22 protein-coding genes and 1 tRNA gene are annotated in these 20831 nt (G+C 50.6%); 1 reads left to right on the top strand and 22 read right to left on the bottom strand.

Annotation, left to right across the window (positions count from 1 at the left end; translation table 11 throughout):
* Positions 1-13: 13 nt before the first annotated feature.
* The 7 genes from H9I36_RS03595 to ispE all read right to left on the bottom strand — a co-directional run bounded on the left by H9I36_RS03595 (position 14) and on the right by ispE (position 7327).
* Complete coding sequence (locus H9I36_RS03595; protein WP_187384006.1) at positions 14-1648, bottom strand: S1C family serine protease; 1635 nt, start codon at positions 1646-1648, stop codon at positions 14-16.
* 7 nt (positions 1649-1655) lie between these two features.
* On the bottom strand, positions 1656-3812 hold the full coding sequence (locus H9I36_RS03600) for a hypothetical protein (RefSeq protein WP_187384007.1): 2157 nt from the start codon (positions 3810-3812) through the stop codon (positions 1656-1658).
* A 3-nt stretch (positions 3813-3815) separates the two neighbouring features.
* Positions 3816-5336: a tRNA lysidine(34) synthetase TilS gene (gene tilS / locus H9I36_RS03605; protein ID WP_187384008.1), complete on the bottom strand. Its 1521-nt coding sequence runs from the start codon at positions 5334-5336 to the stop codon at positions 3816-3818.
* 68 nt (positions 5337-5404) lie between these two features.
* Positions 5405-5959 (bottom strand): 50S ribosomal protein L25, encoded by a 555-nt coding sequence (locus H9I36_RS03610; RefSeq protein WP_021329190.1) that lies wholly within the window; start codon positions 5957-5959, stop codon positions 5405-5407.
* A gap of 68 nt (positions 5960-6027) precedes the next feature.
* Positions 6028-6100: transfer RNA gene (locus H9I36_RS03615), tRNA-Gln, on the bottom strand.
* 13 nt (positions 6101-6113) lie between these two features.
* Positions 6114-6425, bottom strand: a complete 312-nt coding sequence (gene spoVG, locus H9I36_RS03620; protein WP_187384009.1) for a septation regulator SpoVG — start codon at positions 6423-6425, stop codon at positions 6114-6116.
* A 26-nt stretch (positions 6426-6451) separates the two neighbouring features.
* Complete coding sequence (gene ispE / locus H9I36_RS03625; RefSeq protein WP_187384010.1) at positions 6452-7327, bottom strand: 4-(cytidine 5'-diphospho)-2-C-methyl-D-erythritol kinase; 876 nt, start codon at positions 7325-7327, stop codon at positions 6452-6454.
* Positions 7328-7448: 121 nt separating this feature from the next.
* On the opposite strand from ispE, the gene H9I36_RS03630 reads away from it, so the two are divergent.
* On the top strand, positions 7449-7727 hold the full coding sequence (locus tag H9I36_RS03630) for a hypothetical protein (RefSeq protein WP_255422642.1): 279 nt from the start codon (positions 7449-7451) through the stop codon (positions 7725-7727).
* Positions 7728-7988: 261 nt separating this feature from the next.
* On the opposite strand, the gene rsfS is transcribed toward H9I36_RS03630, so the two are convergent.
* From rsfS to H9I36_RS03705, 15 genes are all read right to left on the bottom strand, one after another.
* Entirely contained in the window at positions 7989-8342 is a 354-nt protein-coding gene (gene rsfS / locus H9I36_RS03635; RefSeq protein ID WP_187384011.1) for a ribosome silencing factor, read from the bottom strand.
* 16 nt (positions 8343-8358) lie between these two features.
* Positions 8359-9585, bottom strand: a complete 1227-nt coding sequence (locus tag H9I36_RS03640; protein ID WP_187384012.1) for an LCP family protein — start codon at positions 9583-9585, stop codon at positions 8359-8361.
* 25 nt (positions 9586-9610) lie between these two features.
* Positions 9611-10201, bottom strand: a complete 591-nt coding sequence (gene yqeK, locus H9I36_RS03645; RefSeq protein ID WP_187384013.1) for a bis(5'-nucleosyl)-tetraphosphatase (symmetrical) YqeK — start codon at positions 10199-10201, stop codon at positions 9611-9613.
* Positions 10182-10844: a nicotinate (nicotinamide) nucleotide adenylyltransferase gene (gene nadD, locus H9I36_RS03650; protein ID WP_187384014.1), complete on the bottom strand. Its 663-nt coding sequence runs from the start codon at positions 10842-10844 to the stop codon at positions 10182-10184. The genes yqeK and nadD overlap by 20 nt, the downstream gene beginning before the upstream one ends.
* Positions 10841-11971 carry a GTPase ObgE gene (gene obgE / locus H9I36_RS03655; protein ID WP_187384015.1) on the bottom strand — a complete coding sequence of 377 codons (1131 nt, stop codon included), beginning with the start codon at positions 11969-11971 and terminating at the stop codon, positions 10841-10843. Before obgE ends, nadD begins: the two co-directional genes overlap by 4 nt.
* 362 nt (positions 11972-12333) lie before the next feature.
* Positions 12334-12591 (bottom strand): 50S ribosomal protein L27, encoded by a 258-nt coding sequence (gene rpmA / locus H9I36_RS03660; protein ID WP_180485238.1) that lies wholly within the window; start codon positions 12589-12591, stop codon positions 12334-12336.
* A 12-nt stretch (positions 12592-12603) separates the two neighbouring features.
* Positions 12604-12942: a ribosomal-processing cysteine protease Prp gene (locus tag H9I36_RS03665; RefSeq protein WP_187384016.1), complete on the bottom strand. Its 339-nt coding sequence runs from the start codon at positions 12940-12942 to the stop codon at positions 12604-12606.
* Complete coding sequence (gene rplU, locus H9I36_RS03670; RefSeq protein ID WP_187384017.1) at positions 12942-13256, bottom strand: 50S ribosomal protein L21; 315 nt, start codon at positions 13254-13256, stop codon at positions 12942-12944. Before rplU ends, H9I36_RS03665 begins: the two co-directional genes overlap by 1 nt.
* A gap of 208 nt (positions 13257-13464) precedes the next feature.
* A complete protein-coding gene (locus tag H9I36_RS03675; RefSeq protein WP_187384018.1) occupies positions 13465-14508 on the bottom strand; it encodes an extracellular solute-binding protein in 1044 nt (347 codons plus the stop codon).
* Positions 14509-14548: 40 nt separating this feature from the next.
* Complete coding sequence (locus H9I36_RS03680) at positions 14549-16201, bottom strand: ABC transporter permease (protein WP_187384019.1); 1653 nt, start codon at positions 16199-16201, stop codon at positions 14549-14551.
* A 254-nt stretch (positions 16202-16455) separates the two neighbouring features.
* Entirely contained in the window at positions 16456-17934 is a 1479-nt protein-coding gene (locus H9I36_RS03685; protein WP_255422643.1) for a Do family serine endopeptidase, read from the bottom strand.
* Positions 17935-18126: 192 nt separating this feature from the next.
* On the bottom strand, positions 18127-18882 hold the full coding sequence (gene map / locus H9I36_RS03690) for a type I methionyl aminopeptidase (protein ID WP_187384020.1): 756 nt from the start codon (positions 18880-18882) through the stop codon (positions 18127-18129).
* Positions 18863-19669 carry a J domain-containing protein gene (locus H9I36_RS03695; protein WP_187384021.1) on the bottom strand — a complete coding sequence of 269 codons (807 nt, stop codon included), beginning with the start codon at positions 19667-19669 and terminating at the stop codon, positions 18863-18865. The genes map and H9I36_RS03695 overlap by 20 nt, the downstream gene beginning before the upstream one ends.
* A 12-nt stretch (positions 19670-19681) precedes the next feature.
* On the bottom strand, positions 19682-20188 hold the full coding sequence (locus tag H9I36_RS03700) for a universal stress protein (RefSeq protein ID WP_187384022.1): 507 nt from the start codon (positions 20186-20188) through the stop codon (positions 19682-19684).
* Between the two features lie 20 nt (positions 20189-20208).
* Positions 20209-20829 carry a V-type ATP synthase subunit D gene (locus tag H9I36_RS03705; protein WP_187384023.1) on the bottom strand — a complete coding sequence of 207 codons (621 nt, stop codon included), beginning with the start codon at positions 20827-20829 and terminating at the stop codon, positions 20209-20211.
* Positions 20830-20831: the final 2 nt, after the last annotated feature.

The raw sequence follows: 20831 nt of genomic DNA on the forward strand, positions 1-20831 counted from the left end.
ACTTCCGAAATTGTTAAAAATAATAAGGACTGTCGAGAGGAGCCGTTAATCCCATCGCGATGTCGAGAAAACCTTTTTTCCTTCTGCGCGTATACAACGAAACGTGCACGGCATCGTTATCGTCCGCAAATACGACGCGCGAAACGCTCACCGGATCGTTTTCCGAAAAACCCGATTCGTCGGCGATGCCGCCTTTGAGCACGTCGACGACGGTATACGAGCGATGATTTACGGTCGAAGAAGAAGCGAGCTTCATGCCGAAAATCGGAACGAATGAACCCGAAATCAAATCGCTTTTGTATATTTCGTAGCCCGGGTTGTCGGGACGCGGCGCAAGATAAACGTATTTTTCGCCCGAAGCATCTCCGCGCACGTACGTGCATTTTACGATCGTGTCGGGGATGTGAGAGCGGAGGATATCCTGCATCGCTTCGATCGAATCGACCGTTTTTCCGCCGGCAGACGTAAGGACGTCCCCTACAGCGAATTCCGCACGGTACATGCTGCCGCCGGGCATAAGGTATTGCACTTCAAGCCCGATATTCTGTTTTCCGTCGTTCGTCTTTTTCGTGTGCCCGTACGCGCACATCCACGGATGTTCGCGTTTTCCGCCGCGGAAGAGCATCGGCAAATCCTGCCGCAGATATTCGACGGGAATCGCAAAGTTCAAGCCCTGGTACTGCACGATACCCGCGAACACGATCGCCTGCACGCGCATTTGAGAGTCTATGAGGGGACCGCCGGAATTCCCCGAGTTCACCGCAGCGTCTATTTGAAAGACGCTTCCCGTCGTAAAGAGCTTTCGCTCGACGTTCGACACGATGCCCTGCGTAAGCGTGCCGCCGAGTCCGAGCGGAGTGCCGATCGCGGACACTCTGTCGCCGATTCCCAATTCGGCGCTTGAACCGAGGGCAAGAACGAAGGGCGCATCCACTTCCGCTTTCAGCAGCGCCAGGTCGAGCACCGCATCGTAGCCGACGACTTTCGCTGGAATACGCGTGTCGGGATCGGAAGCGAGCTTGATGTAAAGGCGCGAATACTTTTCGTTTTTCGGATTTACCGTGTCTTCGATGACGTGATGGTTCGTCACGATATAGCCGTTTTTGGAGATAAAAAAACCCGAACCGATAACGCGGTCGGCGTATCCCGCTCCGTCTTTGATCGATATGCCGCGATCGATCCACACCGTCACCGTGGCATCGATGCAGTCGGAGATCGTTTTCGGAAGGCAGCTCTCATCGACCGAAAGACCGGGAACGCCGGATGCGCACAATTCGCTCAATTCGCCTTCGCTCATGCTGCCGCGCAAAACGGATGCCGCACCGACTGCGGAAAGCGAGCGGTAATATTTCAAAGCGGACAGATAGTCTTTTGATTCTATCGCTTCGTCGTATTTTTGAGCGACCGTCGTCCGGCACAGAGAAATCGTATCGGCATCTCCGAGAAGCTCGGCATGCCACAGCGCGTTTACCGGCTCCGTTTTAACAAGATCGGCGATGCGTTTTTTTTCGTTTTCGTACACGTCTTTTTCCGTGTAGTTTAAGCGCTCATAAACCGATTTCGGCTCGCCGAGCGATTTACACGACAAAAGCGCAAACGATAAAGCGACGACGATAAAAATATATTTTATTAATTTTATTTCATGCATGAAAACCTCAATTACCCCGCACTCCGTTTTGCACTTCGCTTACGGCTCCCGCATTTCCCGTTTCGTCCGCCGTTTGAGAAGTCTGAGCCGCTTTCGGAACATCCGGCACGAGGGCGGCATAGGTCACGCCTCCGATACGGACTGCAAGCATAAGGCGCGAAGCACCTTGAACGGGTGCCACTTTTCCCTCTTCGGAAACGGATGCAAGCGCGGAGACGGCACGCGCTTCGTCTTCGGCCGTTCCGGCTTCTCCTATCCAATACAAAGAAGCGCGTTTCCCTTTTCGGACATCATAAGGGGCACCGCCCGAAACGACTTTTACCGGCACACCGTTTTCGCTTCCGACAACGACGAGACGTCTTTCGGGAAAGAGATAAAACGAAGCCTTTTCAACCGTCGCTTTTCCGGCATTTTGCGCCATACGCTCGTAGCGCACGTCCCATAAACCGTCACCGTCGGTATCCCACGAAACGGTTTTCGCACCGTCGGCTGCGTATTCTTCGATAAAATCCGCGGAAGCGTCTCCGTCTCTGTCGATTCGGATCGCTTTGATATAGACGCCTTCGTCTTTCGGAGAGCCGAGTATGTTTTTCGAAACGCGAAGACGCTCTTCAGAAGAAAGGTGCATCGCGTTTTCGGTATCTCTTCCGAAAACTTCGACGGTTTCAAAAACACCGTCGCCGTCGTTGTCGACGGAACGCGTTTTCGGAAAACCGTTTTCAAAGACCGCTCTCGCATACGCTTTACCGCCCGCATAATAATCGGCCGTCTGCATTTTTCCGTCGAGCACGCTGAATGAGATAGTCGCCCCTTCCCGCTCGGTCGACGGCACGTCATACTTCGACGCGGCGAGTAAAAGCGATGAGCTGTCGGACAGCGGCACATCGTTTTTTACGACGGGAACAAAAAAATCGAGTCCGAAATCGTCTTTGAACTCGCGAAGAACATCCATCGAAAAGGGCGACCACAAAAGAGCGCCGTCGGCAAAATCGAATGACGATGTATGATTTTGCGAATCCTGTTCGGTAAACTCGGCTTTTAAAACGGACGGATAATTTCCGTATTCGATTTTGCAATTCCGCATCGAAAGCGACACGGGAGCGCCGAAATCGCACAGGGCGCTCCACTCATCGACGCCGTCGTTGTTTTTGTCGTATGAGATCGATGCGGGTCTCCCGCGCTCATAGCGGACGGTAAGGTTCGCTTCCAAATCGCCGTCCGTGTCGACTGTGAGTACGCCGCCGTAAGATACGATGTGTTCGACGAAGATGCGCTTTGCGTTTTCTTCGGTGAGGGCACTTGCAAAGTCTGAAAGTATGCGGAGAGAAATCGTTTTATCGGCGAAATTAAAAAAATACGAAACGGCTTCCTCCTGCGATATAAGACCCGCAGATAAAGCCGCGCGGGCGTAGAGCGGATGTCTCATGCCTGCCGCCGCGAAGGCTTGGAGCATACGCTTTTGTGCGTCGCCCGATGCAAAGAGGCACGCATAGATTTCAAGCTCCGCATCGGTACGGTTCCGGCGCCCCATGCGGGCGATGAGCGAATCGGCTATCGACTGAACGATGAGCGGAACATCGTCGCCCTTCATCGCGTATTCATAGCGGAAAAACAAAAGCGGAAAACGCGTATCGTTCGGATAGATTTTACGCGCACCGTTCACTATGCTCCGCGCTTTATCGATCGTATCCGCACTTCTCATGCGGTAATACGCTTTTAGGCGCACATACTCGGCGTCCGCGGAATAGATAAATGAAGGCTCATCGAGCACGCTGACGGCTTTTTCGTATGAGCCCGTATCGCACAATAAATCCGCGTACAAAAGCCGAGCTCCGTCACGGTTATAGCCCGTCCACACTCCTTCGGTAAGCGCCCTTTCTGCAAGCGGGAGGATTTCCGCGCGAGGATGTCCGAGCTTGGCAAGAACGGCCGCTTCGATATAATGCAGGTCGGCGACATTGTCATCGTATGCAAGCCCCATCTTCGCCTGAGCAAGAGCGGCATCCCACGCGGAGTCGGCAAAACAATCTTCGGCGAGTTTTAAAAATCTGACGGCGGTTTTTCTGTTCGCCGCGGCAAGCGCCTTATCTTCGGCAAAAAGCGATGCGGTAAAATTAATAAAAACAATCGATGCAAACACTGCGGCAAGCGCCGTCTTTTTCATAGTTCAAACCTCGATATCGTTTACGATCCAATCGCGCATACCAAATACGCTTCCCCATATACACACGATCTTTTGTCCGGCAGTTGCAAGTTCCTGCACGATCGGGATGCGCTCTCTGTCGCGAGGAAAAACTTTCCAATCCGAGAGGATATCGGATACGGATTTTTCACCGCCTGAAGCCGTTGCAACAGCGTCGCCTGTCTGTCTGCTCCGTATGCAAAACGGAAGCGAAATGCACAGCACGGAGGATTTTCCCGCTTGCCCCTTGCAAAAAACGGACGCGTTTTTTCGGGCACATCGACCTCGTACATCGTCTTTTTGCACGACGCAGAGCAAACCGAAAGGCATCTCATACGTGCCCGCTTTCCGTATTATAGCAGAAAATCCCGTGTCGGTCGCGTCCTTTTGCGCTTTTTTTACGGAAATCGATTCGCGCTCTATTTCAACGAAAAGACCCGCCGCCTCTTCCGAAAAAACGCCGGAAGAGGCGGCTGCGTTACAGATGCGCTCGACAAAGCGATAGGGCACGCGCACTTCAATTCCGATTTTATTAAAAGCGCGGTATAAAAGCCGCCTTTGAATCGCACGGGGCGCGGAAGAAAAAACCGAAAGCGGCATACGCATACCGTCTCCGTTTTCGCTCCATGGAAAAGCATCGGCGAGCGCGGTAAGCGCTTCGTCGTCGTCTCGCGCTTTTTTCGCTCCGGTTAAAACGGCGCTTTTCCATCCGGGAATAAGGGCGTCGAGAACGGGAACGAGACGACATCTGATTTTATTTCTGAAATACGACGTATCGCCGTTCGTGCCGTCGACACGCCACGGAATACGCTGCAACGTTAAAAACCGTTCAATCTCCCGCCGCGAAATGCCGAGCAGGGGGCGAATAAACATACCGCGCGTTTTTTTTATGCCGCCCGCTCCGTCCGCGCCTCCCCCTTCGAAAAAACGCATGAGGAGGGTTTCAAGCTGATCGTCTTCGGTGTGCGCAAGCGCGATAAAGGCGGTTTTTTTTTCTCGCGCGAATTCTTCGAACGCTTTATAGCGAAGATGACGTGCGGCTTCTTCCAAACCCTTCCTGCGCTTTTCCGCTTCGCCGAACACTTCGCCCGGCAAAAAGGTTTTGCACGTGCAGTCGACGGGAAAGCCTTCCTTCAAAAAATCGGCGCACAACGACTGTACGTAGAGCGCGTCCCCTTCGCTTTCTTTTTCGTCTCTGATATTGTGATTTACCGTAATGACGTGAAGCGCGATATTTTTTTCGCGCGCGATACGGGCAAGAGAAACGAACATAGCGACCGAATCCGCTCCGCCCGATACCGCAGCTCCGAGCGAAATCGGAGCGTCCTGAGATGATGCCGCATCGAATGCGCCCCCTGCCCTCGACGTGCCCGCTTCATGCAAAACCGCCCGAGCTTCAGGCGATGCGCCGCCGAACGCGCAGCCCGTACACGAGCACAAAGAGACGCGCACCCGCTCTATAAAATCGTCGATAAAATCATCGTCCGAAGCAATATCGCTTTTCATGCGCTTCGTATTTTAAAACAAAAACGGCCGCCCCGCAAGAGACAGCCGCGTACTTTTTCGCCGCGCGCTCAGCGGGCGGGAGTGATGCTCACGAGGGATGCGTTTTCGTCGGTCAGAACGGTCACGCCTTCGTTCAATTTCAAATCTTTTACGCGGAACGTGTCACCGATGTTGAGAGAAGATACGTCGGCCGTAACCGTCTGCGGCATCTTGTGCGGCACCGCCTGTACGGTGATTTCCGGCAAATGCTTGAGCATATAGCCGCCCTTCAAAACGCCCGCGGGAGTTCCCGTATACGAAAGCTTGAATTTTGCGATAAGCTTTTCATCCGCATCGGGTTCAAAAAAATCGGCATGAAGCACTCTATCCTTGAGGATGGCGTATTCCGTATCTTTGATAAAAGCGTCGTGCGCTTCCTGTCCGTCTATTTTCAACGAGATGAGCGTCGTCGGCGTAATCGAACGCCACACTTTATTGAACTCAACTTCATCGATTTCGAGCATCGTCGACTTGCCTTTCGCATCGTACATGACCGCAGGAAGGCGACCTTGAGCACGCAATTTTTTCGCCGCGGTTTTCCCCGTCGTCGTGCGAACTTTCGCATTAATAACCAACTGATCCATATCCTAGGACTCCTTACATTAAAAAAACAGCAGAAGCTTTTCGGAATCCGCTGTTTTTCCGATATTCGCTGGGACGACAGGATTCGAACCTGTGGAATACCGGCACCAAAAGCCGGGGGCTTACCGCTTGCCGACGTCCCATTAAAAAACTGTTTTACAGGCTGCCGTCTACGGAAGAGAACGGAGCGTCGTCGCCGGAGCCCGCTTCTTCAACGTGGCCGGCGTTGTATTCGTCCAGAATCTTTTTCTGGAGCTCAGCCCTGAAATCGGGACTGATGGGATGCGCAACGTCTTTATATTCGCCGCTTGCAGTTTTCCTGCTCGGCATGGCGATAAACAAGCCGTTTTTCCCTTCGATGATCTTCACATTATGCACAACAAAGCAGTTATCAAAAGTGACCGTTACATAGGCGCGTAATTTACCCTCGCCTTCCACTTTCCGAATGCGCAATTCCGTAATCTGCATACGTTCCTCCGCTCATTCAAACGATCTTATGTGCTCTGAAAAGGACGCACCGCAATACATCCTTTCCAGCTTGAAGCCAGCACAGAGCGGGCATTTTCCGCTTCCTCTTCGGAAGAAAAAATCCCGTAAACCGTAGAACCGGATCCGGACATTTCGGCATACGAAGCGCCGACCCGACGAAGGTCGTCCAGCGCAAAGCCGATTTCCGGAAACCGACTTACTAATGACGGAGTAAAACTGTTTACAAAACTCCAGCCTGAAACCGGAGTCGTGTACACAGTCTCTAAATCCGCATAAGCCGGGCATGGCGCTATCTTTCCCGCCGCAAAACTCTCGTCGATAAGCGCGTAGGCTTCCTTTGTAGAGCTGTGCACACCGGGAAAAACAAGCAGTATACACAGATCGCTTCTGGCGCGAATCGGCTTTACGATTTCGCCGCGACCCGTTACGACTGCACATCCCTCCGCACCGCACAATAAAAAAAAGAACACATCGCTGCCGATCCGAGAAGCTATCGCTTCGAGCTGCCGAACGGAAAGCGTTATACCGCTTAACCTTTCGAAAGCCCGTATGCAAGCAGCCGCATCGGATGATCCGCCTCCCAATCCGCCTCCGGACGGGATTCGTTTTTTCAGCTCAACACGTACACCGAAATCATCGATCCCGGTAACGGAACGGAACGCAGTATATGACAACGAAATCGTATTGTCGCTCGGAAGTTCCATACCTTCACAATCGACGACACAGCCGTTTTTTTCCGATGAGCACACGACCAAAGTGTCGAAAAGCGTCACCGTTTGAAAAATGCTTTCGATCCTATGAAATCCGTTTACGCATCCCGGCAAAACATGCAAACCGATGTTGATCTTTGCCGGAGCGGTTACACAGACTTCCGTTATCATATCTCGAACCAATTATACAGATTTTAATCCGCCGTGTCAAACTCTATTGACACGATTGCACAGGTCATTTACAGTAAAAGAGGTTTGAGAGTGATGCACAATACAGGCTACAAAAGTTTTTATGGGAGTTGGTATGTCCGCCGAAGAATTCTTTTCATACGATGACGAATACGATGATGACGATTTTGATGCCGAGGACGATTTCGGCAGCGACGACGGAGACGAAGAGCTCGACGAATTCGACGAAGACGCCGACTTTTTCGAAGACGATCCTCTTGAAGAAGAAGACGACATAGACGAACCCTACGACGACTACGAAGAAGAAGACGGGTACGGCAGCTTACGCGATGACGATGAAGAGCTGTCGGATGACGACGACTTCGACGACGACACTTATTGATATCGCCTTTTAAAATCCGATCGGCGCGCTTTCATTTTTCGAAAATTTCCGACAGGCTCGCTTTTCGGCACGGGTTTTTATTAATTATTATTTTTTATTTCAGGGCGACTTTTTGCGGCAAACCGCAAAAACCGGGCTTTCCGAGGTTCCGCCGTCCGGCTCCATTCCTTCGGAACGGCTCCGCCGCCTCTCCAATCCCTGTCGCACGCAAAGCCTTTTTCTGCTCTGCATTTCCTCCGAAACTCGCAGCACTACCGTGCGTTAATCGTTAAATTCTACACGGCGGCCGGCGTGCCACAGTTTTTCCAAATCGTAAAAATTCCTTGCTTCGCTCGACATCAAGTGTACGACGATATCTCCGAAATCCGTAAGCTGCCAGTCGTCACCGTCGCTCTGTTTTCTGCGCGTACGGTAAAGTTCGAGTTCGTTTTCCTTCGCATAATCGCATGCCTGTTTATACAAACCTTCTTTGTGCGCCGAACTCGTAACCGTAACGATGATAAAATAATCCGTCCAGCTGTTCAGCTCCGAAACATCGATAAGCGAGACGTCTTTTCCTTTGCCGTCTTCCATAAGCCGCGCGAGTTCTTTCGCTTTTTCTTCCGTAGTTTTCATAACTGCAATCCTTGTATCAATTCGCGGACGGGCGTACATAGCGTCCGTCAAAATCTTTTCCCAAAATAATCGTAAAGTCGACGCTCGCAACCGATTCGTTCGCAGTGTCGCTCCTGACTTCCTCTTCCTGAATATTCGTGCAGCGGATAAAATCGCCGACCATTTTCGCAATTTCCCTGTTACCGATGTGATCGATGATCACCGTCTTTTCGTAATCGTTCCTGTCGGCATTCAGCGTACTTAAAATATCGTAGCTCGCGTTTTGAAACAAAATCGCCGTATTGTGCGCAAGCCCCTGCACCGTCGTGCCGTTTTGAATTTCAAGCACGTAGATGCGGCTCGTCATCGTATTGCCGGTAGAGATGAGCATATTCGTGGACTGAGCGACCGCCTGTTTGATAAAGTCGCCTCCGTTGAGCGGAAAAACGAGCTGTTTGCCGTCGACGGTACTCACCCTTCCCGTCACGTTTTGCCTGATGATATATTCCGTGTTCATCTCCGCAAGGAGCGACATGTGCGTCGCAAAATCTTTCGCATCGAGATTCGACGAAAAGAGCGGCAAAAATTTATTAATATTTTTTTTGGCGAGTATCATCGCTTTGTTTTCACCGAGCTGCGTAAAATAGGCTATCATAACGTTTTGATAGCGCTCGTATACGTCGGCGTCCGTCTCTTCGCTCAAGCGGTAACGGAGATAAGTCGAAACCTTATCGCCGTCGAGTGTTACCGCTCCGGACGGCAAAAGCCAGCGCTCACCGTCGGCGGAAAGAGAGTCGACCGGGGCGGAAATAAAAACGCGCAAACCGCCCATCATATCGGTCAGCGTGATAAAATGGTCGAGCTTTACGATCGAATAAAAAGGTATCGACGTTCCGAGCAGGTTTTCGATTTGCCGGAGATAAGCGGCTATCCCCTTTTCGCGATAGATGACCGCGATGCCGTCGGTACGTCCCTGCGTGCCTTCGACGCCTTCGAGCACGCGGTAAATGCCGCCGACATTGTACGGGATATTGACGACGGCCGCTTTTTTCGAAACCGGATAATAGATGACGACTTCCGTCATAAGCGCATTTCCGTTTCCGTCGTCGAGCACATAGAGCGTGCGGATCACTTGATCGTTTTCGAGACTTTTGCCGACCGTGTCGGTACGGAGTGACAGGGCGATAAAAACGGAAACGCCCGCGATGATGGCGAATATGAGGATCAAAAACAGTATGCCTTTTTGTTCGTCACGGATATGCATATTATCCCAAGAACTCCTTAATAATTTATCGGCAATTCAACGAACGCAAAAGTCTTTCCGATTCGGGTGCAACGGCGCATCCCTTTTTTTTCAAATACGCGATCCCGTCGGCGAGCACTTTTTCTACGAGTTCGTCAAGCGAAAGACTTTCGAGAGAAGCCGAATACGCTTTTGTCATCTGCGGACGGCCGGGTTCGATTTTATCCGCAACATAGACGACTTTCGAAAGAGAGCACATGCCCTCTTCTCCGAACGTGTGAACCGCGACCGCCTGCAGTATGTCGTTATCCGTTACGCCAAAATCGACCCTGAGCATAACAGCTGCCGCGCGTCCGTGGAGCAGCGAAAGCTTTTGCGCTTCAAGAGGCGTAATCGCTTTTCCGTCCTCACGGGCGAGTGCCGCGATCTTTTCGTCGCTCATGTCTTTGCACATATCATGCGCGATGGCCGCAAGATAGCCGCGCGACGCGTCCAATCCGTATTTTTTGCAAAGCCGGAAAGCGGTTTCGGCAACGCGCACCAAATGTTCGTAACGCTCTTTTGTTAAAACCGCTTTTGCATAGTCTTTGACGCGGGCGATGAGCGCGGAGCTGCCGTTAAAATCTTCCGTATCCATAAAGCCGTTTCCGTATAATATATCGAAAAACGCTTTCGGGAACAAGGTAACGCCAGCTTTTTCCCGAACCGATGCGGGAGCGGATTTCGGTCGAAGAAAGCGCAAGCCGAGGATTGTCGAGAAGCCTGTGCGGAAACGGAAAAGGCAGGGACTCCCCTACTCCGTCAAATCCGCCGGTATAATTTCCCAGAGGCGTATTTTGAAAGGCTTTGATCGCTTCTCCGTTTTCTCCGTCCCGCCTCCGCGCAATGACGATATCGGACATGGAAGCGACGTCTGATGCGCGATACCACTTTTCGAACTCGCGCGCGTTTTCTTCTCCGATGATGAGCGCGGGCTTTCCTTCGATCGAATCGCCGAATTTTTTAATAATATACTCAAGCGTGTCGAAAGTGTATGACACCCCGCCTCGCTCGATTTCGCACGCTTCGGCTGCAAAGTGCGGAGAATCTTTGCAAAACGAGCGCACCATGCCGAGCCTGTCTTTCGCAGAAGCCGCATCCGTAAAGTGTTTGTGCGGCGGGATAAAGGTCGGGACGAGGAGCACTTTGTCGAAGCCGAGCTCTTTTACTGCAGTTTCGGCAAGCATGGCGTGTCCTATGTGCAGCGGATTGAAGGCACCGCCGAGCAAAGCGATTTTCATGAACGCTCCGTCCCCGGATACTGCGTTTCCATACTTTCGTCGACCGACCGCGTCGAAAGAAACGACGACGCTTCATTTCCGCGAGAAATCTCGCCGTCCTGCCCCTCAGTCCTTACGCCCGAAGCGGCATCGACCATATCGATGATCCCGATCTTTGCGCTCCGCATATTCATATTCGCAGTAACCGAAATCGCGATAACGGGAGTTTCCTTTTCCGCTTCGCGAATCAATTTAATAATTTTTTGCGCGCGCTCGGCAGCTCCTTCCACGTCGATTTTATTGCACAGCACCATCTTCGGCTTTGCAGCGAGCTCGGGCGAATACGAAGCGAGTTCTTTTTTCAGCGTAGCGTAAGCGGCCATACAGCTTTCGTCGGAACAGTCGATCATATAGATGAGGCAGGCCGTGCGCGAAATATGTTTTAAAAATTTAAATCCGAGCCCCGCGCCTTCGGACGCGCCTTCGATGATCCCCGGTATATCGGCGATGATGATGTCGCGATCGTCATCGATGCGGAGCACGCCCAAGTTGGGGATTTTCGTCGTAAAGGGATAGGGCGCAATTTTCGGACGCGCGTTCGTAAACGCATTTAAAAGCGACGACTTGCCGGCGTTCGGAAAACCGACGAGTCCCGCATCGGCTATGATCGAAAGCTCGAGGCGGAGCTTCCTCACTTCTCCGGGAGTGCCCGGATGCGCGTAACGCGGCGCCTGATTCGTCGACGACTTGAAATGAACGTTGCCCCAGCCGCCCTTACCGCCGCTCAAAAAAACGAAGCGCTCGTTTTCGTCTTCGTCGGTAAAATCGTGGATGAGTTCGTCCGTTTCGGCATCCCGTATCGTCGTGCCCGGCGGAACGGCGATGACGACATCTTCTCCGTCTTTGCCGTATTTGTTCCAGCCCGAACCGTCGCCGCCGTTTTTCGCTTTAAAGACGACTTGATTGCGGAGTTTTGCAAGCGTACGCATATTGCGCTTGACGCAAAACACAACGTCGCCCCCCTTGCCGCCGTCTCCTCCGTTCGGCCCCCCTCGCGGAATGTATTTTTCTCTGCGAAACGCGATGCAGCCGTTTCCGCCTTTTCCCGAGCGGACTTCGATCACCGCTTCATCTGCAAATTGTGCCATACTGTTCTCTTGTTTATATCCGGGCAACTGCACTGGAAAACTATAATCTCTAAAAAATAAGGTGTAACATAAAAAATCGGCTGCACTCCCGGCAGCAGCCCTGCGTTCGCCGCGGCAGACCGTAATCGGAATCGGACTGCACAAACTTTTTTCGCAAAAAGTTTGCTTGCCATCGGTCTGAGCGGCTCGGCGGCAGTTCCGCTGCCTCGCGTTCCGCCTTTTCTTATGTAAGTATACGCTTCTTTTCTGTGTATACATTTCCAGTGCAGTTGCCCTGCTATTTTCATTTAAAATTACCCTAAACGAAAATACCCGGCGCAGGCTGTGCTGAACCGGGTATCATCATAGTGTCAAACAAAATTTTACGCGTTTGCCGGAGCAACGGAAATATATTTTCTGTTCATCCGTTCGTGGTAGACGACTTTGCCGTCCGCCGTCGCATACAGGCTGTCGTCGCCTGCGCGCTTTACATTGCTGCCCGGAAAAAATTTCGTTCCGCGCTGTTTGACAAGTATGGAACCGGCCGTAACCGCTTCTCCGCCGTATCGCTTTACGCCTAAATTTTTAGGATTGGAATCGCGTCCGTTTTTGGCGCCGCTGCCGCCTCTCGATCTTCCCATAGTATACCTCGTTTAATCAGTTTGTATCTTCAATTCTACGTTGTGCGGATATTCCCGCGCAAGAGAAGCGAGTCCCGCTTCCAAAAATCGCCCGGCATATACGAGCGCCGCCCGTGATTCCGCCGGCGCGCTTTCCGCGCTCACATCGAAATCCAAGCTCCCCCGCTCCGAAGCGTCAAGCCTGACAAAGACGCCCTCCGTTTCGGAAAGCGCCTGCATCGTCGTGCGCAGCAAAACCGTAACGGCGCTGCAGACGATGTCGCTTCCCCTCTCGGCAAAACGCGCGTGTCCCAGCGCCCTGCACGATACGAGCACTCCGTCTTTGCCGCAGGTGAGCAGCACGGAAATCATTACGCGCCGATAATCTCCGTTACGGTAACTTTCGTATACGCCTGTCGGTGCCCGATAAGCCTGTGGTAATCCTTTTTCGCTTTGTATTTGAACACAAGCACTTTTTTGTCACGGAAAGTTTCCCCGACTTCGACTTTGACTTTAGCGCCCGCAACATAGGGAGCGCCGACGCTGATTTTATCGCCGTCGCTTACGAGCAAAACGGAATCGAGTTCGACGGTTGCGCCTTTTTCTTCGCTCAATTTATCGACCGTTAAAACGGCACCCTTTTCCGCTTTATACTGTTTGCCCTTATATTCGATAAGTGCGTACATGGCAACACTCCTAATTATTAAAATAATGCGCATAAAACGGCGGCACACGAAACGGAGATTCTGTAAAACCGTTTTACATTACGCGTGTCGATTATTTTATCGGAAAATACGGGAATTAGTCAATATGTCGATAAAGGTATGTAAAAAAATGTGCAACCGCATGATACCCAAACGACGGAACCATACGGCTGCGCAAAAACATATTGTGTTATTTATTTACATCCGCCCACATATCCGTCCACTTATCGAGCAGCTCGGTCTTGCGCTTTGCAAGCATTGCGACGTCCATCGGGACAACGCTGTCGTCGATATCTTTCGGAAAATAACTTTCATCGTAATGATAGGTTTTATTGGGACCGCGTGAACCTGCGGCCTTTTCTCGGGCAAGCTGATATTCCGCGCTCGATAAAATATCGAGGAATACTTTCGCGAGTTCGGGATGCGGACAATTCTTTACCATTCCCGCGCCTCCGACAACCACGGTATTGCCTTCTTTCGGCCAGCATATTTCCACATTGTCGGCGCCGTTCATCTTAAGCGAAATACATGCGTTATCGTAAGAAAGACCGACGGCGTATTCTCCGTTATACACGTTTCGATAACAGGCCGAAGAACTTGTGGTAATAACGCCGGAACAATTCTGCATAAGTTTACGCTGAAAATTCCACGCTTTTTCATCGCCGAAACTGTCTCCCATTACATACAACATGGTCTGAAGCTGCCGCCATGCCGATGAAGATGCGGACGGATCGGCTTGAATGATTTTTCCTTTCAGCTGTGGCTGGAGCAAATCGGCATATCCGTTTACATCGACACCGAGTTCTTTAAGTACCTGCGTATTTTTCAGCAAACACACGTATTGGTATGCAAAATATGTATAATAACCGTTCGATTCCGCAGCACATTCGGAAGCGTATTTGGGCGTATAGGGCTGCAGGAGATGAAAATACTGGTCGCCGTCCGTTTGAAACAGTCCGCCCAAAATAATGTCCGCTTGCGGATTCGCTTTTTCCGCATCGACGCGCGCAACAAGCTCTCCGAGCGAACCGCTGATAAATTCTACGGAAGCATTCGGATAATATTTTTTAAAAATATTTAAAAATACCTCATGATCCGTGTCGGTTTGCGTACTATATGCAACAACCGTTCCCGTTAATCCCGCACCTTCCGATACGACATCCTTTTTTTTACAGCCCACCGACAATATGAAAGCGGACAGTACAATACAAAAAACACCGATGCTTTTCTTCATCTTTTACTCCTTGTATCCGTTATACAGATATTAATAATTATTAAATATCAAAATTTTCATTTTTATTAATTTTGATATATACGAGCAAAGAAAGCGCGGTAAGCATCGTCGTAACGGCTGCAAAAGCGGCTCCTTCGCCTACATTTCCGCGGGAAACCGCCGCATACGTGCCGACAGTAAGCGTTATGGAACGATTATTGTATAATATCGCTGCGCTCGACACTTCCGTCACAATCGAAACCCAGCTTAAAATAGCACCAGAAACGATACCGCTTGACATCATAGGAACGGTGATTTTGAAAAACGTATTCATTTTGGATGAACCCAAGCTGAGCGCCGCTTCTTCGATACTCATCGATATTTGCACGAGTGTCGCCGTAGCCGACCGCGTTGTATACGGCAGCCGTCTTATAATAACGGCGATTATCATAATGGTAAGAGTGCCCGTAAGTACGATCGGCTTCCGCCCGAAACCGATAACTAATGCGATCGCTATGACTGAACCGGGCATGATATACGGCAGCATCGAAACGGTATCGATCAAATGATTGAACGGATTGGGGCGCCGTACGACAAGATATGAAATTAAAACGGCGAACAAAATGATTACAGCGAGTGCAATGACGCCGACAAGCGTCGTGTTTTTGATCGCCCGAAACAAAAGCCGTGTTATGGCAAGCCTGTAGCTTTCGAGCGAATAACCATTTTGAAATACTCCGAGCTTCGTTTTTCTGAAAGAAATGTAAATGATATACAACTGCGGCAGCAATGAAATCGCAACAACGCCGTAGCAATAGAAGTGCATGAGTATGCTGCCTATTCCGTATACACTCTTTTTTTCCACAGGATGAAGCGCATTCATCGTAAAACTGAATTTCTTTGTGGCATATTTTTGCAGCCAAAAAATTATCGCAGTCAAAACGATTGCAATGACGCTGATTGCAGAGGCAAAACCGTAGTCCGCGCCCGTTTCGCTTAAAAATTGTTTATAAATTTCTACAGTGAATGTTCGATATCCTTCGCCGATTAAAAGCGGAGTTCCGAAATCGGCAAAGGCGCGCATGAAAACAAGCAGGGCGGCCGCAAGAATTGTCGGCATGGAAAGGCTGAGTACGATTAAAAAAAAGCGTCTGATACCCGTGCAGCCCAAGTTGGATGAGGCTTCCATTAAACTGTTATCGATGGAACCGAACATACCGTTCATATAGATAAAAACGAGAGGATATAATTTTGTCGCCTGCACAAGCAGGATTCCGCCGAAGCCGTAGATATTCCCCGTATTGATACCGATATTTTTTAATAAAAGTGTTATCGCGCCGGATCTGCCCATGAGCAAAATCCATGAATACGCACCGATAAACGGCGCCGACATACAGCACAAAACGCTTGCAACGGCAAGGAATCGCGCGCCCTTCAGCCGATAAAACGAATAAAAATATGCAAACACGATGCCGATGACAAGCGATACCAATGCGGCGGCAACCGATACTTTAAAGCTATTTAAAATAGTATTGTAATAGAACGGCTTACTGAAAAATTTAATAAAATTATCAAACGTATATGATTTTTGCGATGTCGTAAATGCCTGACGAAGCAGCATCCCGATCGGATAGATAAAAAAAATCAAAAACGCGAGAAAAAGCCCGACCGATATGATTGTCCAAATTTCAAATCGCTTTCGATGTATAGTCATAGTTGATTTGTTAAGTATACATCCCGAAAAACGACCTGTCAAGGAAAATAGCACCGGTGAAATTTCGAAAAGACATTCTGTAAAAAACAAAAGCGGTATTCTCTGCACACTCGCACAAAAAATACCGCTTCACATATAAAACCGCCGTTTCGCATGTGAAGCCCCTTGCGTTTTATCGAAACGCGGTCTCAAAACGCAAGGGGCAACCGCGTCCTCCCCCCCCCCCGCCGCACGGCGGAGAGAAAAAGGCGGCATTAAAACTTATACGTTCCCGTCGTAATCGTGCCGCCGTTCGAATACACGTCAAAGTTTACGCTGCGCTTGGCTTTGCCGAGTTCGGCGTAAAAGTCTTCGATCGAACTTATCGATTTGCCGTTGACGGCGGTGATCACGTCTCCGTTTTGCAGACGAAGAGAAGCCGCAGGCGATTTTTCGAGCACGCTCGTGACGGCAACGCCCTGTATTCTCGCGTTGTCGAGCTTCAAGTCTTTTCGCGTTTTTTCGGTGAGCGGAACCGCGATAAAGCCGGGCCAGAGTTTGCTGTTGTCGCCCGATACGTTTTCATTCCGCGCTTCGATTTTGACGGAAAGCTTTACCGTCTGCTTGCCGCGAAGCACTTCGAAAGACACCGTAGAACCGGCTTTTAAGTTGCCGACATCGCGCACAAGCTGATTGACGCTTTTGACGCTCTTTCCGTTCAGCGAAACGATATAATCGCCGGGCTGAATGCCGCCCTTTTGCGCAGGAGAATCGCGGAAAATCTGCGAAGCGAAGGCGCCTTCTTTGTCCGCAACACCGAGCGCGCTTTTATATTCCGAAGAGATGTCGACGAGCGAAACGCCGAGCCAGCCGTATGCCAACTTCCCGTTCGAGATAAAGTCGTCGATCGCGCTTTTGATATTGTTGATCGGGATCGCAAAGCCGAGTCCCTGAGAGCCGCCGGATTGAGAAGCGATCCACGTATTGATACCGATCACTTCTCCGTAAATATTGATAAGCGGGCCGCCCGAATTTCCCTGATTGATCGCGGCATCGGTTTGAATAAAATCGCTGATGTTGCCGATATCGCTGCCGCTTCTGCCGGTCGCGCTGATAATGCCCTGCGTCACCGACTGATTGTAGCCGAGAGGCGCTCCCATCGCAAAGCAGAGATCGCCGGTGTGCACCGCATCCGAATCTCCGAGAGAGGCGACGGGAATCGATTTATCGCTCGATTCGAACGAAACGAGAGCGACGTCCATGCGGGAATCGGCTCCGACGAGTTTGCCGTCGAACTGCCGTCCGTCGTTGAGCTTTACGGAAATCTTCGTCGCTTCGCCGGCAACGTGATTGTTCGTAAGCACATAGAGCGTATTCCCCGTGCGCCTCACGATAACACCCGATCCGAGTCCCTGCTGTTCATACTGCCTCTCTCTTCCGCCGCCCTGGTTCGGCAAGCCGAAAAAAAAGAACGGTAAATCTCCGAGCGGATTCGACTGCACCGTTTTCGTTTCCGTCACGTCGATTTCAACGACCGAAGGAAGCAGCGTGTCGCTGATCGAGCGGAACGCATCCTGCATAGCTTGGATCATCTTTAAAGAATCGGCGGGTATCGGAGACGTCGTTCTCGTTTCCGCAAAAGCCGTGTCCGCGCTTCCGTTTACCGGCGTCTTTCTGCACGAAAGCGAAATTGCGCCGAATGCCAAAACGGCGGCGCACGAAATGCCGATTATCCTCTTTGTCCATGTTTTCATAATCAAAACCTCCGGAGCGATGCTGCACGCAATTGCCGCAGTCCGCTCTTTTATTGATATGAATGCCGAAAGCATTTTATTATGAAACACTTTTATCTCGACATCCACACTATTAAAATAATACATATCGAAGGATAAGTGTTACAAAAAAGCGCGGCAGTCTTAATAAAATTTTGTTAGTTTAAAAAATTGTTATCCGGCATAATCGAGCGCGGTAAGTATTTCCGTACGGTCTTTAAAAACCGCGACGGTGTGCTCTTCGTGTGCGGACGCTTTTCCGTCGGCGGTCAGTACCGTCCAGCCGTTATCCGCCGTTACGACGTCCGCCGTTCCGAGATTGATCATCGGCTCGATCGCGAGCACCATACCCGCCTGAATGCGCGGATTCGGCCCCGAGGGGCAATTCGGGATCGACGGATCTTCGTGCACGTCGAGACCGACGCCGTGACCGCAGTATTCGTAGACGACGCCGTAGTTGTGACTCACGGCGATATCATTGACCGCCTTTGAAATGTCGTGGATCCTGTTTCCGACGACGCAGGCAGCAATCCCCGCAGCAAGGCATTCCCTTGTCACGTCGTCGAGCGCTTTCCACTCCGGCCGGATGTTTCCGACCTGCACCGTGTGCGTCGAATCGCTGATAAAACCGTCCAAATCGATTCCCGCATCGATCGAAACCAAATCTCCGTCGTGGATTATTTTTTTCGAAGACGGAACGCCGTGTATAACTTCTTCGTTGACGCTGACACACACGGCTCCGGGAAAGTTTTCGCGGTACCACGCGGGTTTGCCGTGATGAGAAAGCATAAAATGCTTGCACATATCGTCGATATCCTTCGTCGACATACCCGCTTTTACGCGCGGGAGGATTTCGTTGAACATATCCGCAAGCAGGTGACAGGATTTTCTGATACCTGCGATTTCATCGTCATTCTTTAACCGTATCATAAACACCTCGTGTTCGAAATTGATCTTTTTTTATTAATTTTTCACTCTCTTCAAAGCAGATGTCCGCCGTGTGCCGATCGCCGAGTCTGAGATAGGCTTCCGCCATTTTTTTTAAAAAAAACGAATCGTCCGCCGCCGAAAACTTAAGATCGAGAGCCCGCTCCCACGCGTCGAGGGCAAGCTCGTCGCTCGTATTTCCTTCGATATTGCTTTTTAAAATATGGAGCGCAAACGAAATCACTTCCGGAAAAAAGAGCCTGAAATAATCGCTCTTGTATTCCATTTTAATAATTCGCTCGAGCAGCAAAAACGCATCGTAAAACTCTCCGCGTACTGTAAGCTCTTCGGCAAGGATGTAGCCGTAATCCATAAAGTCTTCGCGCGAAAACCATCTTTCAAGATTAAAGCCCGCACGAGAAGTCATCATGCGTTTGAATTCCGAAACGGCTTCGTCTTCGCGGTGGTGCATCAGATCCCAAAATATGAGCTTTGCCCTGCTTTCATCGTCGCTGCGTTCCGAAAGCCACGCGTGATAATCGAACGAATTTTTGCGAACTCGCCGTATATGATAGCGGCTGAAAAAAGAATTGTCAAATATGGAACGCTGTCTCGCATCGGAAAGGATGTCGTAGGCCTGCACGAGACGGCGGAACAGGGCGGTCGTTTCGGCATCGCTTCTTTTTGACGTATCGGGATGATACTCTTTCGCTTTTTGTCTGAACGCGCGTTTGATTTCCGACGCCGATGCATCGTGCGCTACGCCGAGGATTTCATAGCAGTTTTCCAAGCAGCCGTACCCTTATGCGATTTTAAATAATTGCTCTATGTCTTTTTGCTTGACTACGATGACGGAACAATTCGCGGCGGCGATCGTTTGGCTTTGATCGAGAGAAACGACATCGCTTCGGTTTGAGCCCGAAGGCGTGTACGACACGTCGCGTATTTTTCCGCCAAGGAGGATAAAGTCCGCGTTGTAGTCGTCGGCCGCTTTGACGATCTCCGCCCATACGGCTCCGTTGAGCAATTCCGTTTCGGCGGTAACGCCTTTCGACTTTGCCAGGTCTCCGGTATACGCAAGATATTTTTTTCCGTCGGCGATGAGATTTTCTTCGTAGAGCTTTCGCTCATCGCTCGCAAAAAATTTCGACAAGGTCAATCGCTTGATCGTCGCGGTATCGACGACGTATATAAATTTCAGATCGAGGTGATAGGTCTTTGCCATAATGATGCCGTACATCGCAGCCTGAATCGAAGCTTCGGATCCGTTGACGGCAACAAGAATACGGCGGAAAAGCGGTTTACTCATTTTATCCTACCTCCTATCGACTACCGCCTGTTGCGGTTTTTAAGCGCTTTGAGCGTAAAGATGTTTTCACGATCACGCTCTTCAAGTACGCTTTCGATATATTTTTTCGTTTCGCTCGTCTGCGGAATGATCATCTTATCGAGCGCGTTGACCCGCCGCTGAGTCTTTTTCACTTCGCCCGCGAGGCGCCACACGATCGTGCGGATCGACGCCATCTTCGTCAAAAGCGCAAGCAAGCGGAAAAAGAGATCCATCGCTTTATCGCTGTCGGATGAGGTGCCCATAAACGAATAAAACAATTCTTTCTTCGGCAGTTCGACATCGAGCGATTTGAACGACATACCGCCGAGCGTTTCCTGCTTTTCGTGTATGACAAAATCGTAGTGCACGCCGTGCGATATGCGCTCGACTTGATCGCTTCCCATGCTCGCAAGCATTTTTCGAAACGCGGGATACGCTTCCTCGATCACTTTATCGATGTCGTGCTCGAGGAGCTTGACGTTTTCGACCATGCGCATGAGTTCCATGACGAGGATTTCGCGTTTTTGCTCCAAGAGGTCGTAGCCGTTTTTAGACACGGCCAGCTGCTCTTTCATGGCGAGGAGGTTCGATTTTGTCGGCGCAATATTCAGTTTTGCCATAG

This window comes from Treponema sp. Marseille-Q4130 (assembly GCF_014334325.1).
Taxonomy (GTDB): Bacteria; Spirochaetota; Spirochaetia; order Treponematales; family Treponemataceae; genus Treponema_D.